Annotated in this window: 21 protein-coding genes and 1 pseudogene; 11 read left to right on the top strand and 11 right to left on the bottom strand. The window is 57.1% G+C overall.

From position 1 onward, the window contains the following. Window positions 1-121: 121 nt before the first annotated feature. Genes AC2FEB_RS01260 through AC2FEB_RS01245 form a run of 4 tightly spaced genes read left to right on the top strand, consistent with a single transcriptional unit; the run spans window position 122 to window position 6,367 of the window. Entirely contained in the window at window positions 122-3,229 is a 3,108-nt protein-coding gene (locus tag AC2FEB_RS01260) for an ABC transporter transmembrane domain-containing protein (protein WP_496670524.1), read from the top strand. Next, window positions 3,222-4,106: a CPBP family intramembrane glutamic endopeptidase gene (locus tag AC2FEB_RS01255; protein WP_496670526.1), complete on the top strand. Its 885-nt coding sequence runs from the start codon at window positions 3,222-3,224 to the stop codon at window positions 4,104-4,106. Before AC2FEB_RS01260 ends, AC2FEB_RS01255 begins: the two co-directional genes overlap by 8 nt. Before the next feature lie 60 nt (window positions 4,107-4,166). Then, the gene (gene accD / locus AC2FEB_RS01250; RefSeq protein WP_117873132.1) at window positions 4,167-5,096 is read left to right on the top strand and encodes an acetyl-CoA carboxylase, carboxyltransferase subunit beta; all 930 of its coding nucleotides are present in this window, start codon (window positions 4,167-4,169) and stop codon (window positions 5,094-5,096) included. Further along, on the top strand, window positions 5,093-6,367 hold the full coding sequence (locus AC2FEB_RS01245; RefSeq protein ID WP_496670529.1) for a bifunctional folylpolyglutamate synthase/dihydrofolate synthase: 1,275 nt from the start codon (window positions 5,093-5,095) through the stop codon (window positions 6,365-6,367). The genes accD and AC2FEB_RS01245 overlap by 4 nt, the downstream gene beginning before the upstream one ends. A 62-nt stretch (window positions 6,368-6,429) precedes the next feature. Here the strand turns inward: AC2FEB_RS01245 and zapE are convergent, their stop codons facing one another. Then, window positions 6,430-7,497: a cell division protein ZapE gene (gene zapE, locus AC2FEB_RS01240; protein WP_496670532.1), complete on the bottom strand. Its 1,068-nt coding sequence runs from the start codon at window positions 7,495-7,497 to the stop codon at window positions 6,430-6,432. 148 nt (window positions 7,498-7,645) lie between these two features. Here zapE and AC2FEB_RS01235 point away from each other — a divergent pair, with 148 nt between their 5' ends. Next, the gene (locus AC2FEB_RS01235) at window positions 7,646-8,881 is read left to right on the top strand and encodes an MFS transporter (protein WP_496670534.1); all 1,236 of its coding nucleotides are present in this window, start codon (window positions 7,646-7,648) and stop codon (window positions 8,879-8,881) included. Between the two features lie 45 nt (window positions 8,882-8,926). On the opposite strand, the gene AC2FEB_RS01230 is transcribed toward AC2FEB_RS01235, so the two are convergent. From AC2FEB_RS01230 to AC2FEB_RS01205, 6 genes are all read right to left on the bottom strand, one after another. Next, the gene (locus AC2FEB_RS01230; protein ID WP_496670537.1) at window positions 8,927-10,966 is read right to left on the bottom strand and encodes a bifunctional aldolase/short-chain dehydrogenase; all 2,040 of its coding nucleotides are present in this window, start codon (window positions 10,964-10,966) and stop codon (window positions 8,927-8,929) included. A 75-nt stretch (window positions 10,967-11,041) separates the two neighbouring features. Continuing rightward, the gene (gene mtnA / locus AC2FEB_RS01225; protein ID WP_117873136.1) at window positions 11,042-12,136 is read right to left on the bottom strand and encodes an S-methyl-5-thioribose-1-phosphate isomerase; all 1,095 of its coding nucleotides are present in this window, start codon (window positions 12,134-12,136) and stop codon (window positions 11,042-11,044) included. 122 nt (window positions 12,137-12,258) lie between these two features. Continuing rightward, on the bottom strand, window positions 12,259-12,714 hold the full coding sequence (locus tag AC2FEB_RS01220) for a YaiI/YqxD family protein (protein ID WP_117873137.1): 456 nt from the start codon (window positions 12,712-12,714) through the stop codon (window positions 12,259-12,261). After that, window positions 12,711-14,168 (bottom strand): Si-specific NAD(P)(+) transhydrogenase, encoded by a 1,458-nt coding sequence (sthA, locus tag AC2FEB_RS01215; RefSeq protein WP_496670541.1) that lies wholly within the window; start codon window positions 14,166-14,168, stop codon window positions 12,711-12,713. The genes AC2FEB_RS01220 and sthA overlap by 4 nt, the downstream gene beginning before the upstream one ends. 3 nt (window positions 14,169-14,171) lie before the next feature. After that, window positions 14,172-15,005, bottom strand: a complete 834-nt coding sequence (fghA, locus tag AC2FEB_RS01210; RefSeq protein ID WP_496670544.1) for an S-formylglutathione hydrolase — start codon at window positions 15,003-15,005, stop codon at window positions 14,172-14,174. 102 nt (window positions 15,006-15,107) lie between these two features. Beyond that, window positions 15,108-16,037, bottom strand: a complete 930-nt coding sequence (locus tag AC2FEB_RS01205) for an AEC family transporter (RefSeq protein WP_496670546.1) — start codon at window positions 16,035-16,037, stop codon at window positions 15,108-15,110. A gap of 146 nt (window positions 16,038-16,183) precedes the next feature. Here AC2FEB_RS01205 and AC2FEB_RS01200 point away from each other — a divergent pair, with 146 nt between their 5' ends. Next, window positions 16,184-16,801 (top strand): TetR/AcrR family transcriptional regulator, encoded by a 618-nt coding sequence (locus tag AC2FEB_RS01200; RefSeq protein ID WP_117873141.1) that lies wholly within the window; start codon window positions 16,184-16,186, stop codon window positions 16,799-16,801. Window positions 16,802-17,289: 488 nt separating this feature from the next. On the opposite strand, the pseudogene AC2FEB_RS01195 reads toward AC2FEB_RS01200, so the two are convergent. Then, window positions 17,290-17,559: pseudogene (locus tag AC2FEB_RS01195) on the bottom strand (IS3 family transposase); the annotation flags it as partial. Further along, entirely contained in the window at window positions 17,549-17,683 is a 135-nt protein-coding gene (locus tag AC2FEB_RS01190) for a hypothetical protein (protein ID WP_496670997.1), read from the bottom strand. The gene AC2FEB_RS01190 and the pseudogene AC2FEB_RS01195, both read right to left, overlap by 11 nt. Between AC2FEB_RS01190 and AC2FEB_RS01185 the strand changes: the two genes are divergently transcribed. Continuing rightward, a complete protein-coding gene (locus tag AC2FEB_RS01185; protein WP_496670549.1) occupies window positions 17,667-17,900 on the top strand; it encodes a hypothetical protein in 234 nt (77 codons plus the stop codon). The two genes, AC2FEB_RS01190 and AC2FEB_RS01185, sit on opposite strands and share 17 nt — an antisense overlap. A gap of 172 nt (window positions 17,901-18,072) precedes the next feature. Here the strand turns inward: AC2FEB_RS01185 and hutC are convergent, their stop codons facing one another. Further along, the gene (gene hutC, locus AC2FEB_RS01180) at window positions 18,073-18,774 is read right to left on the bottom strand and encodes a histidine utilization transcriptional repressor HutC (protein WP_496670551.1); all 702 of its coding nucleotides are present in this window, start codon (window positions 18,772-18,774) and stop codon (window positions 18,073-18,075) included. A gap of 78 nt (window positions 18,775-18,852) precedes the next feature. Continuing rightward, window positions 18,853-20,214: a formimidoylglutamate deiminase gene (locus tag AC2FEB_RS01175; protein ID WP_496670553.1), complete on the bottom strand. Its 1,362-nt coding sequence runs from the start codon at window positions 20,212-20,214 to the stop codon at window positions 18,853-18,855. An 82-nt stretch (window positions 20,215-20,296) separates the two neighbouring features. On the opposite strand from AC2FEB_RS01175, the gene hutI reads away from it, so the two are divergent. The 4 genes from hutI to hutU are packed head-to-tail and all read left to right on the top strand — an operon-like array spanning window position 20,297 to window position 25,513. Beyond that, on the top strand, window positions 20,297-21,508 hold the full coding sequence (gene hutI, locus AC2FEB_RS01170) for an imidazolonepropionase (protein WP_496883809.1): 1,212 nt from the start codon (window positions 20,297-20,299) through the stop codon (window positions 21,506-21,508). Between the two features lie 5 nt (window positions 21,509-21,513). Further along, on the top strand, window positions 21,514-23,043 hold the full coding sequence (gene hutH, locus AC2FEB_RS01165; protein ID WP_496670978.1) for a histidine ammonia-lyase: 1,530 nt from the start codon (window positions 21,514-21,516) through the stop codon (window positions 23,041-23,043). Next, a complete protein-coding gene (gene hutG, locus AC2FEB_RS01160) occupies window positions 23,040-23,834 on the top strand; it encodes an N-formylglutamate deformylase (protein WP_496670559.1) in 795 nt (264 codons plus the stop codon). The genes hutH and hutG overlap by 4 nt, the downstream gene beginning before the upstream one ends. Next, complete coding sequence (gene hutU / locus AC2FEB_RS01155) at window positions 23,831-25,513, top strand: urocanate hydratase (protein ID WP_496670562.1); 1,683 nt, start codon at window positions 23,831-23,833, stop codon at window positions 25,511-25,513. The genes hutG and hutU overlap by 4 nt, the downstream gene beginning before the upstream one ends. Window positions 25,514-25,630 lie beyond the last annotated feature (117 nt).

The following is a 25,630-nucleotide window of genomic DNA, read 5'->3' as shown; positions in this document are numbered from 1 at the left end:
GTTGGATATGAACTGGTCTATTCTTGCAATACACAGGGTCAGTGCTTACCGTCTGGTACCTGCAAAGTGGGTCACCCCAAAAACAGCCACGCAACAGTTTAGCTCATGACAAGGCCAGGTTATGGAGTCCACTTTATTTGCCTTCATTTGGAAACATTCGAAGAAACAGCAACTTGTTCTTCTTCTGCTGACAGTCTTGTCGTTCCCGTTTCTTTATGCCTCGCTGGAATTGCCCAAACAAATCATCAACGACGCAATCGGCGCGCCGGGTGACACGGTAACCATCTGGAATTTCACCGTGACGCAGGTGCAGTATCTGATGATACTGTGCATTGCATTCCTGGCGACGGTGATCGCAAGTGGTGTGATGAAGATGCGCATCAACACGATGAAGGGCATCCTTGCGGAACGCATGCTGCGGCGCCTGCGTTATACGTTGATCCAGCGCTCGATGCGGTTTCCGAAATCCTATTTCGCGACCACCAGCCAGGGTGAGCTGGTATCGATGATCACATCCGAGGCCGAACCGATGGGCGGCCTGATGGGGGATGCCATCGCACAGCCGGTTTTTCAGTTCGGCCAGATGATGACGATCGTCACATTCCTGTTCATGCAAAGTGTTTGGTTCGGACTTGCCAGTATCGCGCTGATCCCGCTTCAGGCCTGGCTGATCCCCAAGCTTCAGCGGCAGATCAATCTTCTGAACAAGGACCGCATTCAGGAAGTTCGACGTCTGAGCTCGGAGATCGGCGAAACTGCGGCGGGTATCAGCGATCTGCGTACCAATGGCGGTTGGCGCTATCGCCTGGCGCAATTCAGCCATCGGTTGGGGACCCTGTTCGAGATCCGCTTCAAGATCTACAACAAAAAATTCTTCATGAAGTTCCTCAACAATCTGATTACTCAGATAACGCCCTTTCTGTTTTATTCAGTGGGTGGATATCTGGCGATTACCGGTGAGGTAACCGTAGGTGCTCTGGTTGCTGCATTGGGTGCCTACAAGGATCTGAGCGGCCCATGGAAGGATCTGCTGACCTATTACAACCAGGTGCAGGACATGTCTTTGCGGTGGGAGATCGTCACCGAGAGATTTGCTCCGGATAGCATGATACCGGAAGAGCTGTTCGAAGGTGAACCTGAAACCATCCCGCGTCTGACTGGCGATATCGAGCTGCGAAATGTGACGGTCCGCGATATTGATGGTAAAACCGTTCTAGAAGATCTCGATCTGACCATTCCACGTGGCGCGCGTGTCGCGATTCAGTCTTCACACGCGTCGGAGCGTAGTGCGTTGGGGCAGCTCCTGACACGTGAAGTGTTACCGGTGCAAGGCGAAGTGATCATGGCCGGACACAATCTACGTGGCCTGCATCAGTCCGTCATTGCGGCCCGGATCGGCTATGCCTATTCGCGCCCGTACCTGTTTGACGGGACGTTGGGCGATAACCTCATGATGCCCTTGCGGACGCACCCACGTCATGAAGCAGAAACGCTCAAAGCCCCGACACGGTGGCAGATCGAAGCTGTTCGTGCAGGCAATTCACCGGATTCTCTGGGCGATGAATGGATTGATCCGGGTCTCGCTGGCCTTGACGATATCGAAGACATACGTGACTGGTGGTTCCAGCTGGTGGAAGCGATGGGCATTGATGAGTTCATGTTCCGCCGCACATTGCGTACGCAGTTTGACCCCGAAATTCACCCGGTTCTGGCACAGGAAGTGGTCAATCTACGAGGGACAATCGCCAAGCGCCTGGTGGAAAAGGGGCTTGACCGCTATGTGTACCGGTTTGACCCCGATCGCTTCAACCCGGCAGTTCCGCTGGGCGGCAACCTGTTGTTTGCGGCACCATCCAGGGACATATCTCCGGACATTCTGGCAGGTGACGAACGGTTCGTTCAGATGCTCAGCGCCCATGATCTGGCCGACGACGTGATTAGTATCTCTCAGGCCGTTATGGATACGCTCAGCAAGACCTTCGGGAGGGACGGAGCGGATCACCCACTTTTCCTAAGGCTTGGTATGTCCAAGGACATGTATCACAAATTGCTGGATATCGAAGAACGGCGCAAAGCCAAAGGTGATATGGCTGTGAGCGATCAGGAGCGTGCATTGCTATTGACGGTGCCGTTCCTGTTGACGGCAGAACAGATCGGCCCGGACTTTCCAGACGAGTACAAGGAAAAGATTCTTGCCATTCGCAAAAGTCAGGCCAAGCGGCTGCGGGATGCGATGGGTGGTATGTTCATAACGGTTGCGCCGGATATCTATGTGCCACGTCTGACAGTATTGGAAAATGCGATCTACGGCCGGGTGTCTTTGATGGCAGGTGCACATGCAGACGACATAGAAGACGTCGTGGCCGAAGCCATGAACGAAGCCGGCTTGCGACGCCGGGCAGCGGCCATCATTTATGATCTGCCAACGGGTCTGGGCGGGAACAATCTGCCGACCGTCTTTCAGGAACGTGCCGCTTTCTCTCGCGCCGGTATCAAGCGTCCTGACATCCTGATTTTGGATAAGGCTCTGGCAAGTCACGATTCTGAAAGCCGGCTGCGCACCCGCCTGAAGCTACGGGAGTTGCTGCCGGATTCCATTATGATCTTTATGGAAGATCACTTTGCACATCCCGAAGCTTATGATTTGTTTGTGGAAATCAAAGAAGGTCGTATCGACGGAGTATCACGCACTTCTTCAACAAAAGAAGACAGCACTTCGGACGACCTGAGCCGAAAGCTTGAAATCCTATCCGCCACCGAGTTGTTTTCCGGCGTGGACGGTCGCAACCAGCGACTGCTGGCCTTCTCAGCGCAATGGTACGAGGCTGCAGCTGGGCAAGTCATCTTCTCGCGTGGTCAGGCACCGGACGCGGCGTATCTGTGCATCTCAGGTCGGGCCAGACTGGACTGGCCTGCGGATGATGGAACAAAACGCCCAATCTCGATCATCGAGCCCGGGCGTCTGATCGGTGATCTATCCATCATTACAGGAGAACCCAGACAACTGGATCTGGTCGCCATCGAAGACTGTAGTTTCCTGCGTATCGGTGCAGAGGAACTGCGTGCCGTGGTCGAAAGCGACGCTTCGGTTGCAACACAATTGCTGCAGACTGTCGCGGGGTATCTGACTACGCTGTCCACAAGAATCAACGCAGCACAGAACCCTGAGGAGCTGCTCCCTGCCATTGCGGATCAGGTGACTCCGGAAAGCACGGATAAAAATGCCTAAAGCATATACCGCTCATAGCAATTTGGTCGAAACGGCACGCGCCAAACCGGAAATCTGGCGCCTGTTGCTGGGGCTCTTGCTGGTTGCAGTGCTGGTCAGCGTTCTGAATATCGTGTTTTTTACCGTGATCGCCGGGATGGGGCCGGAAAGCTGGGCGCAGACGCTTTTGATGGGCAGTTCACCCCTCGCGCTGCTGTTGCTGTTGGCCAGTTTCGGTTTCATCATTCTAGGCGTGGCAGTCGCCGCGCGGCAAGTTCAGCAAAGGTCTTTGGCGTCTATCATCGGCGGGTACCGATTGGCAGCGGGGCAATTCCTGAAAGTGTTGAAAGCACTTCTTATTTTGGGTGTGGTCGGGTTCTTGTTGCCGCCTTATGGCTTCGGCGGATCTCTATCGCAGAACCTGCCATTGTCGACCTGGCTTCTTCTGTTGCCGGTTTCAGCGTTGGTTGTTCTGGTACAGACCAGCGCCGAAGAACTATTGTTCAGGGGGTATATCCAGCAAACTCTGGCAGCCAGATTCCAATCTCCTGTCATCTGGATGGGGGTACCCTCCATCCTGTTTGCCGTTGGACATTACACGCCCGACATGGCTGGCGACAATGCGCTGCTGATTGCGCTATGGGCTTGCGTTTTCGGTCTGTTGACGTCGGACCTGACGGCCCGGGCTGGAACACTGGGACCTGCTATTGCGTTGCATTTTTTCAACAACATCATTGCGTTGCTGTTCATCTCGTTGCCTGACAACCTGAACGGGCTGGCCTTGTTTACCCTTCCGTTCGATGCATCTGACGCCGAGCAGCTTCGTCCCTGGCTTCTGGTGGACCTGGCTGTGATGTTCGTTTGCTGGCTGGCCGCGCGACTTGCGCTCAGGCGTTGATTGCAATTCCTTCCGTAGCGTCCTATTTGACGTCAACACCGCACAAGCCAAGGTTCCGACATGAACTGGATCACAAACTACGTCCGCCCCCGGATCAACTCGATCTTCTCACGCCGCGAAGTGCCCGAAAACCTCTGGCACAAATGCGACGAATGCGGAACGATGCTGTTCCATCGCGAGTTGGCGGAAAACCAGAATGTCTGCACACAGTGTGACCACCATATGGCGATCACGCCGCGTGAACGGTTCAAGCACTTGTTTGACGGCGGCGTCTTTGCCGAGGTTGAGGTGCCCACCCCAAAAGACGACCCGTTGCAATTCCGCGATCAGAAGAAATATCCCGACCGCATGAAAGCAGCGCAGAAAAAGACCGGCGAAAAGGAAGCCATGCTGGTCGCCTTGGGTGAAATTGGCCGCACCCCAATCGTGGCCGCAGCCCAGGACTTTTCGTTCATGGGCGGATCGATGGGGATGTATGTCGGCAACGCGATCATCGCTGCCGCGCAGGAAGCGGTAAAACTCAAGCGTCCTCTGATCCTTTTCTCGGCTGCCGGTGGGGCCCGTATGCAGGAAGGCATCCTCAGCCTGATGCAGATGCCGCGCACCACTGTGGCAGTTGAGATGCTGAAAGAAGCCAACCTGCCATATATCGTTGTTCTGACTCATCCGACGACTGGCGGGGTCACTGCATCTTATGCGATGCTGGGCGATGTCCACATCTCGGAACCCAATGCGCTGATCTGCTTTGCCGGACCTCGCGTGATCGAGCAGACGATTCGCGAAAAACTACCCGAAGGCTTTCAGCGCGCCGAATACCTGCTGGATCACGGTATGCTGGACCGTGTCACCAAACGTACCGAATTGCGTGACGAGTTGATCACCATCACGCGCATGCTGATGAAGCTGCACCCTGCGATCAAGGGTGATCTACCCGCACCGGAACCAGCCGACGCAATCGAGGCCCCAGTGGAAGAGACTGATCCGAAATGACGGCCAAGACGTCTGACGCCATCCTCGACCGGATGATGGCGCTGCATCCCAAGATCATTGATCTGACCTTGGACCGCGTTTGGCGTTTGCTGGCGGCGCTGGACAATCCTCAAATCAAACTGCCGCCGGTCGTTCATATTGCCGGCACCAACGGCAAGGGCTCGACTCAGGCGATGATCAGAGCGGGGCTTGAGGGGGCAGGGCGCTCGGTACACGCTTATACCTCGCCGCACCTGGCACGATTTCATGAACGCATCCGATTGGCCGGAGAGCTGATCTCGGAAACAGAACTGACGGCGGTTCTGGATGAATGCTACGCTGCCAACGGCGGCGAAAACATCACCTATTTTGAGATCACCACATGTGCTGCCCTGCTGGCCTTTGCCCGTGCCAAAGCAGATTACACACTGCTCGAGGTCGGGCTGGGCGGGCGTCTGGACGCTACCAACGTGATCGAAAACCCGACCGTCACAGTTATTACACCCGTATCCATCGATCATGAACAATTCCTGGGTGATACCTTGGGCAAGATCGCGGCGGAAAAAGCGGGTATCATCAAGCCCGGCGTTCCGTGCATTGTCGGCCCACAACAGGACGAAGCGCTTGAGGTCATCGAGTACACCGCCGCCCGTTTGGGTGCGCCTTTGCTGGTCCATGGGCAGCACTGGCACGTGCAGGAAGAAAACGGGCGCCTGATCTATCAGGACGAAACAGGTTTACGCGATGTGCCTCTGCCCAACCTTCTGGGCGCGCACCAGGTTCAGAACGCCGGCGCAGCGTTGGCAGTTCTACGTCATCTGGACATGGGCGACAACGCATACGAAGCCGCTGTCACCAAAGCCGAATGGCCGGCACGCATGCAGCGTCTGAAATCCGGCCCGCTCGTAGATCAGGCCCCGCAGGCCGAGCTTTGGCTGGACGGTGGTCATAACGCCGCCGCAGGTGTCGCGTTGGCGGATGTGTTGGCGAATCTGCCACCAAAACCGACGCACATGATTTGCGGCATGCTCAACACCAAGGATGTGACCGGGTATCTCGCACCTCTTGCTGAGAAGGCCGCAAGCCTTACAGCCGTCTCCATTCCGGGCGAAGCGGCGACGTTTAGTGCAGAAGAAACCGCTGCGGCTGCGACCAAGGTCAACCTGCCCGCATCCACCGCAGACAGCGTAGCGGACGCATTGAAAGTGATCACGGACAATGACCCGCAGGCGCGTGTTCTGATCTGCGGTTCGCTTTATCTGGCCGGAAAAATTCTGCAAGAAAACGCGTAGGCGCGTTCCAGCCTCTTGATTTGGCTGACATAGTCTTGGGTGGGTCAGGCGATACGGGCGGATCAGCGCCCAAGTTGCCCCCAATCCTGATCCTGCATTTCCCGCAGGCGCGATGCGGTGCGTTCAAACTCGAATGTCCCTTCGCCTTCGACATACAGCATCTCGGGTTCGGCCGCGGCCGAGCAGATCAATCGCACCCTGGCTTCGTAGAGCGCATCGATCAGGGTGACAAAACGCTTGGCCTCGTTGAAATTGTTCCGCGACAGGCGCGGGATATCCTCAAGCACCAGCACCTTCACTTCTTCCGCAATCGCCAGATAATCCCCCGGTCCCAGCATGCGCCCACACAGGTCATAAAATGAAGCCCGGGCCACTCCGTTGCGAAAGGCTGGCAGTTCAACGGCACGGCCTTTGACTTGCAATACAAGCGGTTCTGCGGGTCCACCGGCAAGATCTGTCCAGACCTCTCTGATTTTCTGCCGGGCTTCTGGGCCAATCGGTGTGAAGTAGACCGGGGCACCCTCCAACCTGTTTTGCCGGTAATCCGTGGGTGACACCAATTCCCACACCTGCGACTGCTCTTTGATATGGGCGATGAAAGGCAGGAACAGCTGCCGGTTCAGCCCATCCTTGTACAGATCGTCGGGATGCCTGTTCGACGTGGTTACAACGACTACGCCGCCCTCGTGCAGCAAGTCAAACAGCCGCCCGACAATCATTGCGTCCGTAATGTCGGTGATCTGCATTTCGTCAAATGCGAGCAAGCGAACTGAATTGACCACCTCCTTCGCCACTGGTGCCAGGGCATCCTCTACATTTTGTTGTCGTGCCTTGTGCATTCCAGCATGGATTTCCTGCATGAAAGCATGAAAATGCACACGCCGTGCCGGGATGTCGCCCAGCGTATCGACGAACATATCCATCAGCATCGATTTTCCACGCCCGACACCGCCCCATAGATACAGTCCTCTGGGGGGCGGAGGTGCCTTGCGGAAGAACCCGCGTTTGACCGGCTCGGACAAAGCGGCTCGGATACGTTCGAATTGAGGCAGAACGGCCTCTTGCGCGTCGTCGCGTGTCAGGGTTCCATCCGCGATGCGGGCCTCGTAGAGCGAAATTAGATCCGTCATGAATCTGAGCCTTACCCGTCACCTCGCCCGTTGAAAAGAAGCCATTTTTGGCGAAACATCAATTTTGTATATCCGTGACCGCAAATCTGCTGAATTGACGCTGACACCAAAACTAATACGGTCCTTCGGACGCAATGCCTGAGGTCCCATGCCCCAATACGCCCGCTTGTTGAATCCGATCCTGATTGTTGGATGCATCATCGTCACGGTCAGTTTCGCCGTGCGCGCCTCTTTCGGCTTATTCCAGATTCCGATAGCGGTTGAGTTCGGCTGGCTGCGGACCGATTTCTCAATGGCGATTGCAATTCAGAACCTGGCTTGGGGTATCGGACAGCCGATCTTTGCCGCTATTGCCGAAAAGGTAGGCGACCGACGAGCCATCATTCTTGGCGCTCTCACCTACGCGGCCGGCATGGTGCTGACAGCGTGGTCTGTCACACCGTTCGAACATCAGATGTATGCGTGGCTGGTGGGTTTCGGTATCGCCGGGACCGGGTTTGGTGTGGTTCTGGCGGTCGTCGGTCGCGCGTCTGCCGACGAAAACCGGTCCATGTCGCTTGCCATCGTTACCGCCGCGGGCAGCTTTGGGCAGGTTGTGGGGGCGCCAACGGCGGAATGGCTGCTGTCATTCTTGCCATGGCAGCACGTCTTTGTCGTGTTCGCCGTGGCGATTCTTGCGCTTGTGTTGACCTTGCCCTTTATGCGCGCACCACAGACGATCTCGAAGGCTGAGCTGGAAGAAAGCATGAGCGAGATACTGGGCAAGGCGTTCCGCGATCCTTCCTACGCTCTCATTTTTCTGGGGTTTTTCAGCTGCGGATATCAACTGGGCTTCATCACCGCGCATTTCCCGGCTTTCGTAACCGAGATGTGCGGGCCAATCCAGCCCGGAGGTGTACTGCATTCCATCGGTATCACCTCCACATCGGCGCTTGGAGCGGTGTCGATTTCATTGATCGGTCTGGCCAATATCGGCGGTACGCTTCTAGCAGGTTGGGCCGGCAATCACTTTCACAAGAAATACCTTCTGGCCGCAGTCTATACGTGCCGGACGATTGCCGCGGCATTGTTCATCCTGTTCCCGATCACACCACTTACGGTCATCGTATTCTCGTTGATGATGGGATCGCTTTGGCTGGCTACCGTGCCGCTGACTTCGGGTCTCGTCGCGCATCTTTACGGTCTGCGCTATATGGGCACGCTCTATGGTTTTATCTTCCTGAGCCACCAGATCGGCAGCTTTCTGGGCGTCTGGCTTGGCGGTCGCATGTATGACCAGTATGGCGACTACAACATGGTTTGGTGGATCGGGGTCGCGATCGGTGCCTTCAGCGCGATAGTACACCTGCCGATCCGTGAAGACCGATCCGCAGTTCCTGCCTGAGGCACATCGGTACACCACAGGCAGGGAACCAATCGGGCAAAGGCGTTACCGAAGTTCGGCTTCGGTGTTGCCGCCATCCACCGTCACGACATGACCGGTGGTGCGTTCCATCAGCGCCAATGCAACAAAGGCATTTGCGACGTGCTTTGCCTCGACTTCGCGGCCCAGCAGGTTGCCTGACATATAGGTCTCCTCGGAAACGCCACGTGCGGCAGCGCGTTCCTGAATGAACCCATCCGTCAGCAGGCCAGACCGAATTCGGTCTGCATTCACCCCATTCACACGGATTCCATATTCGGCCAATTCAAGCGTCAACTGGCGCAACAGAAACAGGGTGGCGGCTTTTGGCGTGCCATAGGCCCCCATGTTCCGGCCCGGGTTGATCGCCTGTTTCGAGATATTGAACAGGATCTGACCGCCGCGGCCCTGAGCTTGCATAACTCGGGCAGCCTGTATCGCAAATGCCTTGTGCGCGAAGAAATTCAGTTCAAAAGCAGCACGGAATTCCTCTTCGCCAAGATCCAGCAATGCGCCCGAGGTCGCGGCCCCGGCATTTGACACCATTACATCGAGCCCACCAAACCGGTGTATCACCGCGGCTATTGCGGCATCCGCGGCGCCTCTTTCGGTTACGTCGCAAGCGTATGTCGAATGCCATGTGCCAAGGGTCGATTTGGCCTCGGCCAACGCGCCTTCATCCCGATCCACCAGAACGACATTTGCACCGGCATCAGCAAAGGCCTTGGCGGTCGCCAGACCTATCGCCCCTGCACCGCCGGTTACCATCACGATCTTACCCTGAAGCGGAGGTGGTGAGCTCTTGCCCAGCTTCGCCTGTTCCAGCGACCAGTATTCACAATCAAAGCGATCTTTTTCATTGTTGGGAAAAAAACCGCCCGCGTCTTCGCCCACTGATCGCACCCGCAGGTTTTGTTCCGCAAGATCCGCCGCTGTCGAGGCAGCCTTCGCGTTTGGGCCTATTCCAATGATCCCAACACCCTCGATCCAAGCATGCTTGGGGTCTTGGGGCAGCAGTTTCTTGGGCTCGTCGGCCTGCGGGGCCTGCCGTACAAAATATTCCCGATAGTCTTTGGCAAACTCTGCGACCTTCGCCTTGATCCGCGCCCGGCCCCCAGACAAATCCGATGCTCGCAATACAAGCGGGCAGCCTTTTGTCCGTAATACATGATCCGGCGACGCCATGCCTCGCTGGGCCAATGAATCAATATCCGGACGATCAAAAAACTGCATGACATCCGGCCCGTTGCGGAGGTCAAAAACCGGCATCGGGTCATCCCGTTGGGCTGCAACTTCGGCAATGACCCCGCGCAGGATCGGCAATACCTCAAGATTCTCAGCCGGATCGCGACGGCCAATTGTCGTCAGGTCCTTCATTCCGAAATAGGCAGCGACTTCGTTGGTATGGGCCACGATCCGGTCATAGCTTTCCTGCGCCGTCGCGCCGAACGTAAAATGCCCATGCTGAAGCAGTAGAAGTCCTTCGACATTCGGGTTTTTGTCAAACACCTCGGCCGCCTTTTTGGCCAGCCCAAAGCCAGGCATGATATAGGGTACAATGCCCAATCGGTCACCAAAAATCTCGCGGCAAACCTCCTCGGCGTTTGGCAGATTGGCGAGCACCAGAAAGGGTGTCGCGTGCGTATGATCCACATATTTGTGCGGCAGAAACGCATGCAAGAGTGTTTCTACAGAGGGGTTCGGTGAGCCCGAGTCCAGCAGATTGGCGCGCTGAACATTGACCATCTGCGCATCTGACAGGTGGTCCAGCGCGCGCAGTTTCATCAAAGGATCAAGCCAAACACCTGGCAGGCCCGGCGCCTCGATGCTGTCCAGATCCCACCCAGACCCCTTGACATGCAGAACACGCCGCGGATCGCCGAACAGATCAGGGCGTTCCAGCTTGACTGACGTGTTGCCTCCACCATGCATCAGAAGGTCCGGGTTCTGACCGATCAGCCGCGAGGTGTAGACACGTTCGCCCAGTTCCTGATCTGCGGGATCTGTTCCGGCCCGATCCCGCCATTTTCGTGCCTCATCGGCCCTGTACCAGTTTTCAATCATCATTCATTCTCAGCAAGTTAAGCGGGTGCATGATCCGCGGGGGCGATTGCACAATTCAGGACTGCGCTAAACAAAGTATTAACCAGCCCGTTCGGGAAACAACCGGGCAAGCCCGTCGGTAGAAGCCTCGCTGATGCCGCGCTCGGTGATAAGCCCCGTCACCAGACGGTTTGGTGTGACATCAAAGGCAGGATTGCCACCTTCTGTGCCATTTGGCGTCACGCGTACGTCCGAGATATTCCCCTGCCCATCAACCCCCATGACATGGGTTACTTCCCTTGCATCACGTTCCTCGATCGGGATTTCGGCCACACCGTCGCGAACTGTCCAGTCAATCGTAGGAGAGGGCAGGGCGACGTAAAATGGCACACCGTTGTCACGTGCAGCCAAAGCTTTCAGATAAGTCCCGATCTTGTTGCAAACATCACCTTGGGCCGTGGTTCGGTCTGTGCCCGTAATCACCAAATCAACCAAGCCGTGCTGCATCAAATGACCGCCGGCATTGTCCACGATGTAACGATGGGGAATGCCATGCTCACCCAATTCCCAGGAGGTCAGTGCGCCCTGGTTGCGCGGTCTGGTTTCATCCACCCAGACTTGCAGGGGGATGCCCGCGTCATGCGCGTGATACATCGGGCTTGTGGCCGTGCCCCAATCCACAGTCGCCAGCCATCCCGCGTTGCAATGGGTCAACAACCTTACCGGCTCACCGGCGGGTTTTCGAGCTGCGATATCCTTGATCAGTTCCAGCCCGTGACGGCCAATTGCGGCGTTGATCTCGACATCTTCGTCTGCAATCTCCTGCGCCAGCGACCAGGCGCGCTCGGCACGATCACCAGGAGCAAGCGGCATCAGCGCTTCTCGGCATCTGTCCAATGCCCAGCGCAGGTTGATTGCGGTGGGTCGGGTTGTGTGCAGAACGTCATACGCAGCGTCGAAGGAAGCTTCCGAACTGTCCCGAGACATCTGCTCGGCAATTCCAAACGCAGCGGTCGCACCAATCAAAGGTGCGCCCCTGACCCACATATCCCGTATCGCCGCTGCGAATTCGTCAAGCGTTTTCAGGGTTACGACCCGAAAATCATGCGGCAACCACCTTTGGTCGATGATCCGAACCACACCTGCCGGTTTGTCCCACCAAATCGACCGGTAATGGGTGCCCTGTACTTTCATAATGCAGTCTCCGTATTCGAATGGCCTGGCCAGAATTCAATTACAGGGTGCTTTCTTATGAAGAACTTGTAAACGGGCGTTTCTGATTTCGCGTCAGTAATTTGGGCAGGCCGCCGCCTTGGCTATCCCCGTCTGGCGGCACGTAATTCCCGTTCCAGGGCGTCCAGAAATCGCGAGCGGTCTGCCTTGCCGAACGGTCGACCACCACCGCCGGTTCCCAACGGATTGGCCGCGCGCAGATCGGCCATCAAATCACGCATAGCCAGTTGCTGACCAATATTCGCCGCGGTGAAGATTTCACCGTTTGGGCGCAGCACGCGCGCACCCGCTTCGACGCATTTTGCAGCCAAAGGGATGTCGGACGTAATGACGACATCCCCCGCTCCACAGCGTTCGGCAATCCATTTGTCGGCCTCATCGGCGCCTTCGGAAACGACAATGACCTGCACCAGCGGGTTGGCCGATGGTCGAAGCCCACCATTAGACACCAGCGCCATTGGCACTTTGTGTCGCGTTGCGACCCGTTCGGCCTCGGCCTTTACTGGACAGGCATCGCCATCGACATACAGCGTCGTCACGCTTTCTTCGCCTCTTTCTTTGCCGGTTCCGCTGGTCTCTTTTTAACCTTGAATTCCTCTGGTATGGGCATTCGGTTGAACGCATCCAGACCCGCAATTTTGTAAGCTTCGGCAAGTGTCGGGTAGTTGAACGTGTTCTGAACGAAGTAGTCCACTGTGCCTTTCAGGTTCAGCACGGCCTGCGCGATGTGAATCAGTTCAGTCGCGCCTTCACCGACGATCTGAACGCCCAGCACCCTGCGGGTCTTTAGCGAGAACAGCATCTTCAACATGCCGTGTTCCAGCCCCATGATATGCCCGCGTGACGTCTCGCGGAACCGTGCCACACCGACCTCGTAGGGTATGTTGCGCTCCTGCAATTCTTCTTCTGACATTCCGCAGGTTGAAATTTCGGGCACTGAATAGATGCCGTACGGATACCACGGGCTTTCCGGCAGCGTGGGCGTCTCGAGCGCATGACAGGCAGCCACTCGCCCCTGTTGCAAAGAAGTTGACGCCAGTGACGGATGTCCGATCACATCGCCTGTGGCATAGATATGCGGCACAGCCGTTTGATAGGTTTTGCGGTCGACCTTGATCCGGTTGCGGTGGTCCGTCTCCAGCCCGACGGCATCCAGATTGAGTTTGGACGTCGCTCCCATGCGCCCGGCCGCGAACAGAAGCATTTCAGCACGAACGTGGCGACCGTTGTCGAGGGTCACTTCCACATGTTCGCCGGCGTCTTCAATCTTCTCGACAGCCGAGCCCAAACGCAGGTCGACACCGTTTTCCCGAATCTGGTGGGTGAAGTCGTGGATCAACCGGCTGTCGATGAAATCCAGAAACGTGTCGCGGGGTTCAATCAACGTGACGCGGACGTCCAGTGCCGAAAACATTGTGGCGTATTCCACGCCAATGACCCCGGCACCGATGACAACCAGCGAGCGCGGAATCTCTGCCATTTCAAGAAATTCGTCACCATCGACCACGGTTTTGCCGTTGAACGGAACATAATCCGGGCGATAGGTTTTCGTGCCTGTCGCAATCAGGAACTTAGCGGCCGTCACACGCGTTGTTTCTCCGGCATCGGTTGCGACTTCTACTTCGTGCGGTCCAACAAACCTGGCCAAACCGTCCAGAGTTTCGACGTGGTTCCGGTTGAACTGATGCTCCAAGACGTCGACCTCATGGTCGAGGGTCATATGCAGGCGGGCTTTCAGATCCTCTGCACGAATCTGATCCTTTACCCGGTAGGAACGCCCATAAAAGCTGCGCTCGCGCCAGCCCGACAGGTTCAGCACCGTTTCGCGCAGAGTCTTGGACGGAATTGTACCGGTATGGACAGAGACGCCACCAAAACGGTCCTTGCGATCGATGACCAACACACGCCGTTTCAGTTTGCCTGCCTGAATTGCCGCAGAACGCCCTGAAGGTCCTGACCCGATGATGATCAGGTCGTAATCGTATTTGTTCATCCCTCAGTCTCCGTACAGTGCCTCGGCATGGAAGATGATGTGATCTTCCATAAACGTGGACACAAAGAAGTACGAATGATCGTAACCCGGCTGGAAGCGATATGTCGCTTGCTGGCGACGTTCGGCGATGGCTTGCGCCAACGCTTCGGGACGCAGAAGATCCATGAACTGATCATTTGCACCGGTGTCGATCAGGATCGGACCGTCGAAACCGGTTTTCTTCATCAACAAAGACGCATCGTGTTTTGCCCAAAGCGCTTCGTCGTCACCGAGATAGGCGCTCAGCTGTTTGCGGCCCCAATTCGCTCCGGTCGGGTTCGAGATCGGCGCAAAGGCTGACACCGAACGGAAGCGTCCGGGCAGGTTCAAGGCAAGTGTCAGGGCGCCGTGCCCCCCCATGGAATGGCCCGTAATGGCCTGGCGTTCGCTGTCGATGGCGAAGTTCTCGAACAGCAGGGCGGGCAGCTCTTCGGCAACATAGTCCCACATCCGGAAATGCGGTGCCCAAGGTTCCTGTGTCGCGTTCACATAGAACCCTGCGCCCTGACCCAGATCGTAATCTTCGTGATCCGCGACGCCTTCACCGCGCGGCGACGTATCCGGAAACATCACGGCGATCCCTTGTTCCGCAGCCCACGCCTGAGCCCCGGCTTTGGTCATCGCGTTTTCATGGGTGCAGGTCAATCCTGACAAATACCAAAGAACCGGAACCGGCCCGTCCTTAGCCTCGGCTGGAAGAAACAGGCCAAAAGTCATGTCACACTTGCACGACGAGGAGGCGTGGCGGTACACGCCCTGCACACCGCCAAAACAGGCATTTTCCGAAAGGGTTTCCATCAGGCACCGTCCTTATTTTAGAGTTGCAACATGGCTAACGATCAGCAGACCCGGCGTAAAGTCTGCGCGCCTTCGTTGAGAGATTTTTTCGAAAGGTGAAAGTCAGAATGCGCCCATCCAGGCGATCACCATTGGCACGGTGAGAATACTGACGATTGTGGATAGAAGGATTGCGGCTGACGCGCGATGCGGGGCGATTCCATAATGCGCGGCCATCATGTAAACATTGCCCGCAACAGGCAAAGCGGCTGCTGCGATGGCAACAGTTGCCGGAAAAATTTCAATCGGTATCAGCCACAACAGAGCAACCGCAACGCAGGCCGGGTGGATCACCAGTTTGCAAAAGCTTAACCAAGCGGCGATCTGGACACGCTCAGCCGACTTGCTTGCCAACGATGCGCCAATAGCGAACAATGCTCCGGGAGTTGCGGCACCACCGAGAATGGTCAGAAAATCGCCAAGAGGTTCAGGGACAGGTATTTGCAGCCAGGACCAGACGAGGCCGGCTGAGATGGATACGATCATGGGATTCCTGACCAAACCCATTCCGATCAGCTTGAACGTGGCCGGAGTCAGCTTTCCGTCACGGCCGCCATTGATCAAGATCACGATAAGGGATGAAAACACCACCAAATCGACGGTCAGGACCAGCATCACGGGCCCAATCGCAGCCTCAGAGAACAAAAGAGCAAGCATGGGAAGTCCCAGAAACCCGACATTGCCGATGGCCGCGCACTGAGCTTCGACCGCGGCGGTCGGAATGTCGAGCCCACGCAGCCACGCGACGACCGTCGCCAGCACATATACAATCACGGTTCCCAGCAGATATCCAAGGATGAGCCGGGCATTGAAAATCTCGGCAAAGGGTAGGGTGGCTGCAAAGCGAAACAGCATCGCCGAAAGCGCAAAATAAAAGACGAACTTGGTCAGATATGCCGTGGCTTCAGCCGTGAAAAACCGTGTGCGCCCCGCCCAAAATCCCAGGCCGATAATCGCGAAAAACGGAAGGGTGCGCAGAAAGATGTCGACCATGGGCCAAGTCCTAGCACGGTTTGAACTCGCTGCAAGTACCAGACATCAAAGCAAATGCACCGTCGGATTCGCTGAAGTGTCCGAGAATCGTTGTATCTAAACCGAACGGTTTATAAGCTGGTGTAGTTATCGATCAAGGAGACGACATGACCCAGACCGCCACCATCCTGCGCACCGGCCGAAAATTCGACCAGGTTCTGCGCGGGGCCCGAGAGGTTTTCATGGCGGACGGGTTTGAAGGTGCAAGTGTAGATGACATTGCCCGCGCGGCTGGCGTGTCAAAAGCAACGCTATACAGCTACTTCCCTGATAAGCGCCTTTTGTTCATGGAAGTTGCCCAAACAGAATGCTGCCTGATGGCCGAGCGGGTCATCTCGATGATCGACGAAACCAAACCTGCTCGTGAAGTGCTTCAGATCACGGCGACACAGCTGACCAGTTTTCTTGTGTCAGATTTCGCGCAACAGGTATTCAGGATCTGCGTTGCCGAACGCGACAGGTTCCCCGAACTAGGTCGCGCTTTCTATGAGGCTGGGCCACAAAATGGTCAGCGACAGATGGCCGAGTACCTGGAAAAGGCCGTGGCCAAGGGCGAATTGGCCATTGAAGATGTACATATCGCCGCCGAGCAGTTTTCCGAACTGTGCAAAGTGCGGATCTGGACCCGGGCGGCTTTCGGCATTCAGAACACTTTCACCCAGGATGAAATAGATCAGGTCGCTGCTCAGGCCGTTGACATGTTTCTTGCTCGTTATGGGGTGTAACCCACCAAAGGGATGGCCCGCGCCCGGAACAGGGGCGCAGACCATCGCTCACACACCAAAACACTCGATACAGAACAGTTTAAAGCTGTAAGTCTTGTAAAACCGTTTACTCGATAAACGTTTGGGCCAGACACTCGCTGATAGGCTGTGCCGGATAAGCAATCGCTGCGCGTTCGCCTGTGCTTGCGAACAGGTCTGCGGGCATACCGGGGACCAACCCCAAAGCCGCCACAGCAACGGATTGCTTTTCATCCACTTCGACTCGGGTTTTTGAAAGATCCCGCAGGTATGTTCACTTTCCAATGCGTCAGCCGAGATATCAAAGATAACACCTCGGGCCTCGGGCACATCGGCCTGCGCGAAAAGGGACAAACTGGCCTGCCCCAGAAACGTCCCTCGTTCTGATGTAGAGTTTGTTTAGCTTTGGAAGGCGCAAATGAATGCGAAAAAGCTGTTTCACGAAAGCCCTGAACATTGGGATGGACCCGTCACGCTTTCGTGCCGCTCCGATTGCTTGCTATTGCAGCCTTTGCATCGAAGGCCAAAGGGCTTTTCCAGCCGAGGGCTGAGTGCCTGCGTCGTGGATTGTAGAAGCCGTTGAAATATTCGAAGATTGCGATCTCGGTGTCTCTACACGTTTTCCAGGATTGCTGCCACAACAACTCAGCTTTGATCGCCTTGAAGAAGGTTTCGACCATTGCCCGGCAGGCCCATGTATAGCATTCTTTCCAGAGGCGGGCGGCGTTGTCATAGCAGTTGCTGGTTCTGGCTGAGCGGACGATCGCGGTAGGCGCGATACCCTCTTGGACTGACATCCATGATCTGGCACAGCCGCTCGACAGGGAGGATGTCGGAGGTCTTGACGATGAAAGCAAACCTCATTTGCTTTACTCCGCAAAGAACTGGGTGGCAATTTTTAGCTCCTCTCCTTCTTAAGCATGCGGTTCTCTTTCCGCAGTTCCGCGACCTCGCGCTCGAGATCAGACTGGGCGGACGGCTTCTCAGGATTGCGCCGATCCTGCTGGATCAAACGGCTCAGCGTCGAGAAGCCAATACCAAAATCTGTTGCAACCTGTTTTCGCGGCAGGCCGCTGGTTAACCTTACCCGCACTGCCTCCGCGCAAAACCCCGGGACAGGACCAGATAGACTGGCTTTAGGATCGAAATGTCATCTTTCGGACGGATCAAAGGGGTTATAACGGCAGTAAGGAAGGTGTGTTCGAAACAGTAAGGTCTTTCACCACCGTCAAAACCTGTTCAGCGCGTTGGCCTCAATACGTGGTGCGCATCTGGTATCCCTGATGGAAAGTCATGCGCACGAATGTAACCGGATCGCTGCGAAACCAGGTCGTGCGTTCCAATCGAAACAACGGTGTGCCGGGCGGTACCGCCAGGAACTCCTGCAAATGCCCTGTTGCCGGGACGGCCGAGAAGGCAATTTCAGCGTTTGAAAACGGCACCTCGGACAGCAGCCATTCATTCGGCCCGGTGGTCAGGAAATCTTCGTCGAGAACCTGAGGCACGGTGCTGACGTTGATCCAGCGTTCCTCGAACTGAAACGGACGGTTGTCGGCGTGGTGCATACATTGCAGATGGACGACCTGCGCGCCTTCGGGAATGCTCAGCTTTGCCTGTAACCACGCGGGGCAGTCGATCAGTGTTCGGCTGACCAAAGCATAGCGGTATTCGGCATTCATTTCTTCTATTGTCTGCCGAACGACAGTGATTGGCAGCTTCGCCTGCTTTACCGGCGTGGTCACAACACGCGTGCCACCCTTACGTTTGCGGGTGACAATGCCCTGTTCGGCAAGTTCCCGCAGCGCCCGATTGACCGTCGCCCGTGCTACGCCGAACTCGGCTGCCAATTCCATCTCGGTGGGCAACAGACTTCCCTGCGGCCAGACTCGGGTTTGAATGCGGTTCACGACTTCGTCCCGAATGTCCTGAAAGCCGAGATGTTTATGATCGGTCACGTGGTGTTCATCCAATTACGTACAAACATATTGGTATTATGAAGCCATTTTTGTCAGCCCGTAAAGGGAACAGCAAACTCAAAGCCTCAGTATGAGATCAGCCATAGCCCGCCGATAGTCAAATACGATTCGATCCCGTGCAATATGACGGCCCTGGCGTACCTGATGGCGGCCCGCCGACCACAGATCGGTCACTACGTGATCCTTCGCGGCAAAGACCAACCCGTCGAGGAACTGTTCAGGACGCAGGGCACAAAGCGCGGGATCCTGACTGTCAATGGCAACAAGATCCGCCAGCATCCCTTCTGCGATCTGACCCGCTGCGCGCGCCAGGGCTTGCGCGCCACCCAAAGCCGCATTGCAATAAAGTGTCTGTCCAACCGAACCGTCCCCTTCGACCAGAACATTGCGCGACAGGTCTCGCAGGCGTTGTGAGTACTCCAGCGTTCGCAGTTCCTCTGTCATCGAAATCAATATGTTTGAATCCGACCCAACTCCGAAACGACCGCCGGCTGCAAGATAGACAACTCCGTTGAAAGGGCCATCGCCCAAATTGGCCTCGGTGATCGGGCAAAGCCCCGCGACCGCGCCGGTTGCCGCCATATCTCGGGTTTCCCTTTCGGTCATATGAGTGGCGTGGATGAGGCACCAGCGATTGTTTACCTCTGCATTGTTCAAGAGCCATTCCACCGGGCGTGCGCCCAGACTCTCGTGAACCTGCGCTACCTCTTTGGGCTGTTCCGCGATGTGAATGTGGACAGGTCCTGTCGTTTTGGTTTCCGAAACCCGGGCAAGATCTTGTGGTGACGTCGCGCGTAAGGAATGCGGGGCAATGCCTATCTGACAGTCATCCGGCAGATCGCCCAGTGCCGCTTGCGCTTGCTCGACCAGCGCCAGATAGCGGTCCACATCATTGCCAAATCGTTGCTGTCCCGATTCCAACGGTTGCTCGCCGACCCCTGCATAAGAATAAAGTACGGGCAGATGCGTCAGTCCGATTCCAGACTCGGCCGAAGCAGCCATGATCCGATGGGACAGCTCTGCAAGATTGCCATAAGGTGTGCCGTCTGGCTGGTGATGCAGATAATGGAATTCACCAACCGAGGCAAAGCCGGCTTCCTGCATCTCCATATAGACCAGTGCGGCAATCGCCTGTACCTGATCGGGCGTCAGGTGCGCGGTGAATCGATACATCAGTTCCCGCCACGTCCAGAAGCTGTCGCGCCCGGCCTTTCGATATTCAGTCATCCCCGCCATCGCGCGCTGAAATGCGTGGCTGTGCAGATTGGCCAATGCGGGCAGCAAAGTGTCGACGCGCGTATCGCCATCTTGCGCCGTCGCGCCCTTCTGCAACGACGTTATCAGACCTTCCTTGATTTCTACCCGCAGGTTCGAAGCCCAACCGGTGCTCAATAATGCGCGATTAGCGAAGATAGCCATTTTCCACCTCATTTTATGCATAGACATATAATTGATAGAAATGTACTAGAAAAGAAGGAAATGCACGGAGGTTGCGAGTCACATGCAGACGCAAACGCGGGTTTTGACCGATCTTGACGCCGCAACGATGACCGAAGGCAGCACACCATACGGTTTGGTTCCAGATGCCGCGATCGCGTTGCAGGACGGGCGCATCGCATGGATCGGAGCTGTCGCTGACCTTCCTTCACGATTCGCCGACCAGCCGCGGACTCGACTCGGTGGACGCCTGGTTACGCCTGCGTTGATCGATTGCCACACTCACGTGGTTCATGGTGGTCATCGCGCCGTAGAGTTCGAAATGCGCCTGAATGGGGCGAGCTATGAAGAAGTTGCCCGCACTGGGGGTGGAATCATCTCGACCGTAAAGTCCACGCGCGCGGCTGGCGTGGAGGAGTTGGTCGCACAAGCATTGCCGCGTGTGGACGCGATGCTGGCCGAAGGGGTATCGGTCATCGAAGTGAAGTCTGGTTACGGGTTGGATGACAAGAGTGAATTGAACATGTTGCGCGCGGCTCGGGCGTTGCCGGATCATCGTCCCGTCCGTGTTCTGACCAGCTTTTTGGGGGCTCATGCGGTGCCTCAGGACTATAAGGGCAGGGCATCGGACTACATTCATCAGCTGTGCATTCCCACGCTTCGCGCCGCTCATGCCGGGGGATTGGTCGATGCAGTCGATGCCTTCTGCGAAGGCATCGCCTTTCAACCGGAAGAGCTTATCCCGCTTTTTGATGTCGCGACAGAGCTTGGCCTGCCGATTAAGATCCACGCCGAACAATTGTCGAATTTGGGCGGCGCAAAACTGGCTGCCGGATACGGCGCGTTGTCGGCAGATCATTTAGAATATCTTGATGAAGCAGGTGTTCAGGCCATGGCACAGGCCGGTACCGTCGGCGTCATTCTGCCGGGTGCGTTCTACACTCTTCGCGAAACCCAGGCACCGCCGATTGACTTGTTGCGCCGGCACGGTGTGCCCATGGCGCTTGCAACGGATTGCAACCCCGGCTCGGCGCCGATGACCTCGGTGCTGCTTGCGATGAACATGGGCTGTACCCTGTTTCGCATGACGCCAGAGGAAGCCCTTAAGGGCGTGACGACCCACGCTGCCCGCGCTCTCGGCATGGCTGACTGCGGACAGATTTCAGTCGGGCATCGCGCCGATCTGGCGGTTTGGAATGTCGAACACCCTGCGGAACTGGCCTATCGCATTGGCTTCAACCCTCTTCATACTCGCATATTCGGAGGCTCACTTTGACGACCATGACCCTCACTCCGGGCACCGTTACCCTGTCGCAGCTGGAACAGGTCTTTCGCGAGGAACGCCCGGTTCAACTGGATCCCGCTTGCCACCTGTCTGTCGAAGAAGCGCACAAGCGCATTGCCGATGCGGCGGCTGGAGAGGCCGCTGTTTATGGCGTGAACACAGGGTTTGGGAAACTGGCCAGCGTCAAAATCGCAGCTGAGGACACCGCCACTTTGCAGCGCAACCTGATCCTCAGCCATTGCTGCGGTGTAGGCCCTGCGATCCCGCGCACCCTTGCCAGATTGATGATGGTTCTAAAACTGCTGAGCCTTGGTCGCGGGGCCTCGGGGGTTCGGCCAGAGGTGATCACCCTGCTGGAAGGGATGTTGTCCAAGGGTGTGACCCCGGTGGTTCCGGCGCAGGGTTCGGTCGGGGCTTCGGGTGATCTTGCGCCCTTGTCCCACATGGCTGCCGTCATGATGGGCGCTGGTGAGGCCGAATTCGGTGGCGATGTGATGCCCGGTGACGCTGCGCTGTCCGAGGCGGGTCTGCAACCAATCGAGCTGGGCCCCAAAGAAGGGCTGGCGCTGATCAACGGCACCCAGTTTTCGACGGCCTTTGCACTGGCCGGCCTGTTTGGCGCGTGGCAGGCGGCGCAAAGCGCGCTGGTTACGTCGGCGCTGACGACGGACGCGATCATGGGTTCGACCGCCCCGTTGCAACCGGAAATCCACACGTTGCGCGGGCATCGCGGGCAGATTGAGGCCGGAGTGACCATGAGAGCGCTGCTGGCCGGGTCGGTCATTCGTGAAAGCCATCGGGATGGCGATACCCGCGTTCAGGACCCGTATTGTATCCGCTGTCAGCCTCAGGTGGTGGGCGCCGCGATGGATGTGCTGAGGCAGGCCGCAACAACGCTGGAAATCGAGGCCAACGCGGCGACGGACAATCCTCTGGTTCTTTCGGAAACCGGCCTGATCGTCTCGGGCGGGAATTTTCATGCCGAACCCGTTGGGTTTGCCGCAGACATGATAGCGCTCGCCGTGGCCGAGATCGGGGCAATTGCGCAACGTCGCATTGCGCTGATCGTCGATCCTGCGCTCAGCTTTGATCTGCCGCCTTTTCTGACGCCCAATCCGGGTCTGAACTCGGGCTACATGATCGCCGAGGTGACGACCGCTGCACTGATGAGCGAAAACAAGCATCTGGCCAATCCATGCGTGACGGACTCGACGCCCACATCGGCCAATCAGGAAGACCACGTTTCGATGGCGGCCCATGGTGCGCGGCGATTGGGGCAGATGGTTGCCAATCTGGAACGCATTCTGGGGGTCGAACTGCTCTGTGCCACACAAGGTGTTGAATTCCGCGCGCCGCTGCCCACGAGCGAAACGTTGCAGGCCGTGATGGCACGCCTGCGTGCCGTGGTGCCGGCCTTGGGTGATGATCGCTATATGGCACCCGAGATCGAAGCAGCCTCGGCCCTGATCGCCAGTGGCGAGATTGCCCGTGGTACTGGAATCGCCATGCCGGAACTTGGCGTATGAGCGGCCCGGTCGAGATTTCGCGCGGTGACAGTCCGATCGTGCTGGGTCTGCCGCATACCGGCACCTATGTGCCCGCCACGATCGAGGCCAAGTTGAATGCGCGGGGCAAGGCTTTGGCGGATACGGATTGGCATATTCATACCTTGTATGAAGGACTTCTGCCCGGTGCGACCACGGTTCGGGCGACCTTCCACCGATATGTGATCGACGCCAACCGAGACCCGTCGGGTGTGTCGCTTTATCCGGGTCAGAACACGACAACCCTTGTGCCGCTGTCGGATTTCGACGGCCAAGGTATCTGGGACATCCCGCCTTCCGGTAAGGATATGATCGAACGGCGGGAAGCTTTCCATGCACCGTATCATGCCGCCCTGCAGGCTGAGTTGGAGCGGGTGAAGGCGGCCCATGGGGTTGCGGTGCTGTATGAGTGCCACTCGATCCGCAGTCATATTCCTTTTCTGTTCGAAGGTACTTTGCCCGATCTGAACATCGGCACGAACAATGGGGCGACCTGTGCACCGGAAATCGAAGCCATAACGCATGAGTTCGCGGCGTCCTCGCCCTATACGGCTGTTCTGAATGGGCGGTTCAAGGGCGGATGGACAACGCGCCATTATGGGCGCCCCTCCGAAGGGGTTCACGCGATCCAGATGGAGCTGGCTCAGTCGGCTTACCTGAGCGCCGAAGCGCCGCCCTGGACTTTTGATACCGACAAAGCCAACCGCCTGCGCCGTTGGCTCAAAGACATCCTTGACGCCATCCACGACACTGCATTGGAGCTTGCCCGATGACCGACCCTCGTAAAAACACCCGTGACATCTATCCCCCGACAGGGCCCGAACTGAACGCCAAAAGCTGGATGACCGAAGCCCCGATGCGGATGCTGATGAACAATCTGCACCCGGATGTGGCCGAGAACCCGCATGAGTTGGTTGTCTACGGCGGCATCGGCCGTGCCGCACGGACGTGGAAAGATTTTGATACCATCGTTGCCAGCCTCATGGACCTGGAGGAAGATGAAACGCTGGTGGTGCAATCCGGCAAGCCGGTCGCCATCGTTCGGACGCATGCCGACGCACCTCGGGTGCTGATCGCGAACTCGAACCTCGTGCCGCATTGGGCCAACTGGGATCACTTCAACGAGCTCGATAAGAAGGGCCTGATGATGTACGGCCAGATGACGGCCGGTTCGTGGATCTATATTGGGACGCAAGGCATCGTTCAGGGCACTTACGAAACCTTTGCTGAGGCGGGGCGTCAACACTATGACGGGGACCTGACCGGTAAGTGGATTCTGACTGGCGGTCTGGGCGGCATGGGCGGCGCGCAACCTCTGGCGGCCGTCTTTGCAGGGGCGTGTTGTCTGGCCGTCGAGTGTAATCCTGACAGCATCGATTTCCGCCTGCGCACCAAGTACCTCGACGAAAAGGCCGAGACACTGGATGAGGCGCTCGAAATGATCGACCACTGGACCAGGGCGGGCGAGGCGAAATCGGTTGGTTTGCTCGGCAATGCCGCCGAGGTTTTCCCCGAGGTTTACCGCCGCATGCAAGCGGGTGGAAAGCGCCCCGATATCGTAACCGATCAGACCAGCGCCCACGATCCGGTCAACGGCTATCTGCCATTGGGCTGGAGCATGGCGCAGTGGAAAGACAAGAGGGAAAGCGACCCCAAGGCCGTGGAAAAGGCAGCCCGAGCGTCGATGAAGCAACACGTGGCCGCCATGGTCGATTTCTGGAACGCGGGTGTGCCAACCTTGGACTATGGCAACAACATCCGGCAGGTGGCGCTGGACGAAGGCTTGGAAAACGCCTTTGCCTTCCCCGGTTTCGTACCCGCCTATATCCGCCCGTTGTTCTGCCGCGGCATCGGCCCGTTCCGCTGGTGCGCGCTGTCGGGTGATCCCGAGGACATCTACAAAACCGACGCAAAGATGAAGGAACTGTTCCCCGAAAACACTCATCTGCACAACTGGCTCGACATGGCGCAGGAGCGCATCGCCTTTCAGGGCCTTCCTGCCCGGATCTGCTGGATTGGATTGGGCGACCGCCACAAGGCTGGGCTGGCATTCAACGAGATGGTTAGGAATGGAGAATTGAAGGCGCCGGTCGTCATCGGTCGTGACCACCTCGACAGCGGCTCTGTCGCGTCGCCGAACCGCGAAACCGAGGCGATGAAGGACGGCTCGGACGCCGTGTCGGATTGGCCGCTGCTGAACGCGCTGGTCAATACCGCCTCGGGCGCGACGTGGGTCTCGCTGCACCATGGAGGCGGCGTTGGCATGGGTTTCAGTCAACACGCGGGTGTAGTGATTTGTGCCGACGGAACCGATGCAGCGGACAGACGTCTCGAACGGGTTCTTTGGAACGATCCGGCTTCAGGCGTGTGGCGTCACGCAGATGCGGGTTACGAGGATGCCAAGGCCTGCGCACGCGAAAACGGTTTGCGTCTGCCGGGGATTCTGGGCTGATTTGCCGTTCATCTTTGAATTTGTCTGCATGGCTTAGCGCTAACGCCGAATTTTCCGGTTTCGAACCGGGGATGTTTCAGCTAGGGCTAAGCCGTTAAGCAGCCCGCCAGGCTAACG

Source organism: Ruegeria sp. YTSC106 (genome assembly GCF_059609765.1).
This window is presented reverse-complemented; position numbering and strand designations above follow the sequence as displayed.

Coding starts and splice junctions, on each gene's coding strand:
- AC2FEB_RS01260 (WP_496670524.1), top strand. CDS start 122: ATGGAGTCCACTTTATTTGCCTTCATTTGGAAACATTCGAAGAAACAG.
- AC2FEB_RS01255 (WP_496670526.1), top strand. CDS start 3,222: ATGCCTAAAGCATATACCGCTCATAGCAATTTGGTCGAAACGGCACGC.
- accD (WP_117873132.1), top strand. CDS start 4,167: ATGAACTGGATCACAAACTACGTCCGCCCCCGGATCAACTCGATCTTC.
- AC2FEB_RS01245 (WP_496670529.1), top strand. CDS start 5,093: ATGACGGCCAAGACGTCTGACGCCATCCTCGACCGGATGATGGCGCTG.
- zapE (WP_496670532.1), bottom strand. CDS start 7,497: ATGACGGATCTAATTTCGCTCTACGAGGCCCGCATCGCGGATGGAACC.
- AC2FEB_RS01235 (WP_496670534.1), top strand. CDS start 7,646: ATGCCCCAATACGCCCGCTTGTTGAATCCGATCCTGATTGTTGGATGC.
- AC2FEB_RS01230 (WP_496670537.1), bottom strand. CDS start 10,966: ATGATGATTGAAAACTGGTACAGGGCCGATGAGGCACGAAAATGGCGG.
- mtnA (WP_117873136.1), bottom strand. CDS start 12,136: ATGAAAGTACAGGGCACCCATTACCGGTCGATTTGGTGGGACAAACCG.
- sthA (WP_496670541.1), bottom strand. CDS start 14,168: ATGAACAAATACGATTACGACCTGATCATCATCGGGTCAGGACCTTCA.
- fghA (WP_496670544.1), bottom strand. CDS start 15,005: ATGGAAACCCTTTCGGAAAATGCCTGTTTTGGCGGTGTGCAGGGCGTG.
- AC2FEB_RS01205 (WP_496670546.1), bottom strand. CDS start 16,037: ATGGTCGACATCTTTCTGCGCACCCTTCCGTTTTTCGCGATTATCGGC.
- AC2FEB_RS01200 (WP_117873141.1), top strand. CDS start 16,184: ATGACCCAGACCGCCACCATCCTGCGCACCGGCCGAAAATTCGACCAG.
- AC2FEB_RS01185 (WP_496670549.1), top strand. CDS start 17,667: ATGAAAGCAAACCTCATTTGCTTTACTCCGCAAAGAACTGGGTGGCAA.
- AC2FEB_RS01190 (WP_496670997.1), bottom strand. CDS start 17,683: ATGAGGTTTGCTTTCATCGTCAAGACCTCCGACATCCTCCCTGTCGAG.
- AC2FEB_RS01175 (WP_496670553.1), bottom strand. CDS start 20,214: ATGGCTATCTTCGCTAATCGCGCATTATTGAGCACCGGTTGGGCTTCG.
- hutI (WP_496883809.1), top strand. CDS start 20,297: ATGCAGACGCAAACGCGGGTTTTGACCGATCTTGACGCCGCAACGATG.
- hutH (WP_496670978.1), top strand. CDS start 21,514: ATGACCCTCACTCCGGGCACCGTTACCCTGTCGCAGCTGGAACAGGTC.
- hutG (WP_496670559.1), top strand. CDS start 23,040: ATGAGCGGCCCGGTCGAGATTTCGCGCGGTGACAGTCCGATCGTGCTG.
- hutU (WP_496670562.1), top strand. CDS start 23,831: ATGACCGACCCTCGTAAAAACACCCGTGACATCTATCCCCCGACAGGG.